General features: G+C 62.3%; 3 protein-coding genes. All 3 read left to right on the forward strand.

Annotation, left to right across the window (positions count from 1 at the left end; translation table 11 throughout):
* The 3 genes from gcvT to gcvP all read left to right on the forward strand — a co-directional run bounded on the left by gcvT (position 1) and on the right by gcvP (position 4,512).
* Complete coding sequence (gene gcvT, locus ACR0L3_RS20580) at positions 1–1,095, forward strand: glycine cleavage system aminomethyltransferase GcvT (RefSeq protein ID WP_480747659.1); 1,095 nt, start codon at positions 1–3, stop codon at positions 1,093–1,095.
* A gap of 17 nt (positions 1,096–1,112) precedes the next feature.
* Positions 1,113–1,478: a glycine cleavage system protein GcvH gene (gcvH, locus tag ACR0L3_RS20585; RefSeq protein WP_480747660.1), complete on the forward strand. Its 366-nt coding sequence runs from the start codon at positions 1,113–1,115 to the stop codon at positions 1,476–1,478.
* A 178-nt stretch (positions 1,479–1,656) separates the two neighbouring features.
* On the forward strand, positions 1,657–4,512 hold the full coding sequence (gene gcvP / locus ACR0L3_RS20590) for an aminomethyl-transferring glycine dehydrogenase (protein ID WP_480747661.1): 2,856 nt from the start codon (positions 1,657–1,659) through the stop codon (positions 4,510–4,512).
* The last annotated feature ends 39 nt before the right edge of the window (positions 4,513–4,551 follow it).

Here is a 4,551-nt window from a genome sequence, read left to right on the forward strand (position 1 = left end):
ATGACCGAACTGAATCGCACTCCGCTTTATTCATTGCATGTTGAGTTGGGTGGTAAGCTGGTTGATTTTGCGGGTTGGGAGATGCCTGTTCAGTACCCGATGGGGATTATGGGAGAGCATAAGCAGTGCCGTGAGAAGGCGGCGGTGTTTGATGTGTCTCATATGGGTCAGGTGATCCTGCGGGGTGAGAATGTGGGCGAGAAGCTGGAAGCTCTGTGCCCGCAGGCTTATGCGACCTTGAAAGAGGGTAAGGCGCGGTACGGGTTCTTTACCAATGCCGAAGGCGGGATCATGGATGACCTGATCGTGTCGAACGCGGGCGATCATTTCTTTGTGGTGGTGAACGCGGCGCTGCGCCATCAGGACATTCCGCATATGCAAGCCAACCTTGACGGCGTAGACGTGACCGAGATCTTCGACCGCGCGCTGGTGGCCGTACAGGGCCCCAAAGCCGAGGATGTGGTGGGCGAACTGTGCCCCGCGGCCCGCGATCTGAAGTTCATGGAAACCACCGTAGCGGATATCAACGGCGTCGAATGCCGCATCTCGCGGCTGGGTTACACCGGCGAGGATGGTTACGAGATCTCGATCCCCGAGGACAAGGCCATCGAGATCACCAAGGCCTTTCTGGCGCATGACGATTGCGAACCGGCGGGTCTGGGCGCGCGCGACAGCCTGCGGCTGGAGGCGGGGCTGTGCCTCTATGGCAATGACATCGACCAAAGCACCTCACCCATTGAGGCCAGCCTCGGCTGGGCCATTCAGAAGCGCCGCAAGGAAGAGGGCGGCTTTCCGGGTGCGGACCGCATTCAGAAGGAACTGGCCGAAGGGCCATCGCGCAAGCTGGTGGGCATCAAGCCCGAAGGCCGCGCACCGGCCCGTCAGGGGGTCGAGGTGCAAAGCCTCGAGGGCGAGACCATCGGCCAGATCACCTCGGGCAGCTTTGGCCCCACGGTCGGCGGACCGGTGGCGATGGGCTATGTGGCCGCGTCCCATGCCGAGCCGGGCGAGGCTGTGAACCTGATCATTCGGGGCAAGGCGCAACCGGCGCAGATCGTGACGCTGCCCTTCGTTACACAGAATTACAAGCGTTGAAGTCAGGAGAGAGAGACATGGCAACCTATTATTCCGAAGAGCATGAATGGCTGACCGTCGAAGGGGACACGGCCACGCTGGGCATCACTGCGCATGCCGCCGAGCAGCTGGGCGAGGTGGTGTTCGTCGAGCAGCAGGAGGTGGGCGACGAGTTCGAGAAGGACGGCGAGATCGGCGTGATCGAATCCGTCAAGGCAGCTTCTGAGCTGTACGCGCCGGTTGATGGCGAGATTACGGAAGTCAACGAGGCATTGGCCGACAATCCCGGTGCGCTGAACGAAGACCCCGAAGGCGAGGCCTGGATCTACAAGATCAAGATCAGCAACGCCGCGCAGCTGGACGACCTGATGGACGAGGCCGGCTACAAGTCCTTCATCGGCTAAACCCGAACGGCGGGTCTTTGTACGGATCCGTCCTTCATCTTCACCCGGAGCCGCTGATTTGGGCTCCGCCCGTTCGGGCCTGAACCTGTCCACCGGACAGGTTCCAAGACGGCCCTCACCCCACGCCGGAGGCTCCCTCACTCTCCGCCGGGCCTGACCATATGACAGGAGCGCTGCAATGGCCTTCAAACTGACTGACTACGAAGCCTATGACTTTGCCAATCGCCGCCATATCGGGCCCAGCCCGACCGAGATGCGTGACATGCTCAAGGTGATCGGCTTCAAGACGCTGGACCAGCTGATCGACGCCACCGTGCCGCCTGCGATCCGGCAGAAAGAGCCGCTGGACTGGGGTCCGGCGATGACGGAACGCGATGCGCTGTTTTACATGCGCGAGGTGGCGAGCAAGAACAAAGTTCTGACCTCGCTGATCGGTCAGGGCTATTATGGAACTACCACCCCGGCGCCGATCCTGCGCAACATCCTGGAAAACCCGGCCTGGTACACGGCCTATACGCCCTATCAGCCCGAGATCAGCCAGGGTCGGCTTGAGGCATTGTTGAACTTCCAGACCATGGTCAGCGATCTGACAGGGCTGGACGTGGCCAACGCATCCTTGCTGGACGAAGCCACCGCAGCAGCCGAAGCCATGGCGATGGCCAAGCGCGGCGGCCGCTCCAAGGCCAATAACGCGGCCTTCTTTGTCGACAAGAACTGCCACCCGCAGACCATCGCGGTGATCAAAACGCGGGCTGAGCCTCTGGGCATCGACGTGCAGGTGGCCGATCCCGATACGCTGGACGCAGGCGCCGTCTTTGGCGCCATCTTCCAGTACCCGGGCACCCATGGCCATGTGCGCGACTTCACCGCCGAGATCGCCGCACTGCATGAACATAAAGCCATCGCCATCGTCGCCGCCGACATCCTGTCGCTGGCGCTGCTGAAGTCACCGGGTGAGATGGGCGCGGATATCGCCATCGGCTCGACCCAGCGCTTTGGCGTGCCGATGGGCTATGGCGGGCCCCATGCTGCTTACATGGCGACCACCGACAAGCTGAAGCGGGCGATGCCGGGCCGGATCATCGGTGTCAGCATCGACAGCCGCGGCAACAAGGCTTACCGCCTGTCGCTGCAAACCCGCGAACAGCATATCCGGCGTGAAAAAGCCAACTCAAACGTTTGCACCGCGCAGGCACTGCTGGCGGTGATGGCCTCGATGTATGCGGTCTATCACGGCCCCGATGGCATCAAGGCCATCGCGCAATCTGTGCATCGCAAGACCTCGCGCATGGCGGCCGGCCTGGAAGAGGCGGGCTTCTCGGTCGAGCCGGAAGTCTTCTTCGACACCATCACCGTTGAGGTCGGCCATCTGCAGAAAACCGTCATGGAAGCCGCGGTGGCCCGTGGCATCAACCTGCGCAAGGTAGGTGAGACCAAGGTCGGTATCAGCCTCGATGAACAGACCCGCGCCGAGACCATCGAGGCGGTCTGGGGCGCCTTCGGCATTGACCGCACCGATGACAGTTCGAACGTGGCCTATCGCCTGCCCGATTACGCGCTGCGCGAGACGCCCTATCTGACCCACCCGATCTTCCACAAGAACCGGGCCGAGGCCGAGATGACCCGCTATATGCGCCGTCTGGCCGACCGCGACCTGGCGCTGGACCGGGCGATGATCCCGCTGGGCTCGTGCACCATGAAGCTGAACGCCACGATCGAGATGATCCCGGTCACCTGGCCCGAGTTCGGCAACATGCACCCGTTCTGCCCCGAAGATCAGGCGCAGGGTTATCATGAGATGATCGCCGATCTGAACGACAAGCTGTGTCAAATCACCGGCTATGACGCGATCAGCCAGCAGCCCAATTCGGGCGCGCAGGGTGAATACGCAGGCCTGCTGACCATCCGCAACTACCACTTCGCCCGTGGCGAAGGGCACCGCAATGTCTGCCTGATCCCGACCTCGGCGCATGGCACCAACCCCGCCTCGGCGCAGATGGTGGGCTGGCAGGTTGTGCCGGTGCAATCGGATGAGAACGGCAACATTGATCTGAATGACTTCCGCGCCAAGGCCGAGAAGCACTCGGATCATCTGGCCGGCTGCATGATCACCTATCCGTCCACCCATGGCGTGTTCGAGACCACCGTGCAGGAGGTTTGCCAGATCACCCATGATCACGGCGGTCAGGTCTATATCGATGGCGCCAACATGAACGCCATGGTGGGTCTCTCGCGTCCGGGTGACATTGGCGGCGACGTCAGCCACCTGAACCTGCACAAGACCTTCTGCATCCCGCATGGCGGCGGCGGCCCCGGCATGGGTCCGATCGGCGTCAAGGCGCACCTGACCGAGCATCTGCCCGGCCACCCGGAATACGGCACTGCTGTGGGCCCGGTCTCGGCGGCTCCATTTGGTTCTCCGTCGATCCTGCCGGTCAGCTGGGCTTATGTGCTGTTGATGGGCGGTGCGGGTCTGACGCAGGCCACGAAAGTGGCGATCCTGAACGCCAACTACATCGCCGCGCGTCTGAGCGAGGCCTATCCGATCCTCTACACCTCGGAAACGGGTCGTGTGGCGCATGAATGCATCCTCGACACCCGTCCGCTGGACGCCGAGGCGCATGTCACCGTCGACGACATCGCCAAACGTCTGGTCGATTCAGGCTTCCACGCGCCCACCATGTCCTGGCCGGTGGCGGGTACCTTGATGGTGGAACCCACCGAGTCCGAACCCATGGCTGAACTCGACCGTTTCTGCGACGCCATGCTGTCCATCCGGGCTGAGGCGCAGGAGATCATCGACGGCAAGATCGATGCGGAAAACAACCCGCTGAAAAACGCCCCCCACACGGTGCGCGATCTGGTCGGCAACTGGGACCGCCCCTACACCCGCGAGCAAGCCTGCTTCCCGCCGGGCTCGATGGGCGTCGACAAATACTGGTCCCCCGTCAACCGCGTCGATAACGCATACGGCGACAGAAACCTCGTCTGCACATGCCCCCCAATGGACGCATACAAAGAAGCCGCAGAATAAACAGCAACAACAAAACAACCCCCCCGCCTTGGCGGGGGG

This window comes from Ruegeria sp. CK1 (assembly GCF_056536545.1).

Excerpts from the sequence above, each read along its gene's own strand:
- gcvT (WP_480747659.1), top strand. The coding sequence starts at position 1 with ATGACCGAACTGAATCGCACTCCGCTTTATTCATTGCATGTTGAGTTG.
- gcvH (WP_480747660.1), top strand. The coding sequence starts at position 1,113 with ATGGCAACCTATTATTCCGAAGAGCATGAATGGCTGACCGTCGAAGGG.
- gcvP (WP_480747661.1), top strand. The coding sequence starts at position 1,657 with ATGGCCTTCAAACTGACTGACTACGAAGCCTATGACTTTGCCAATCGC.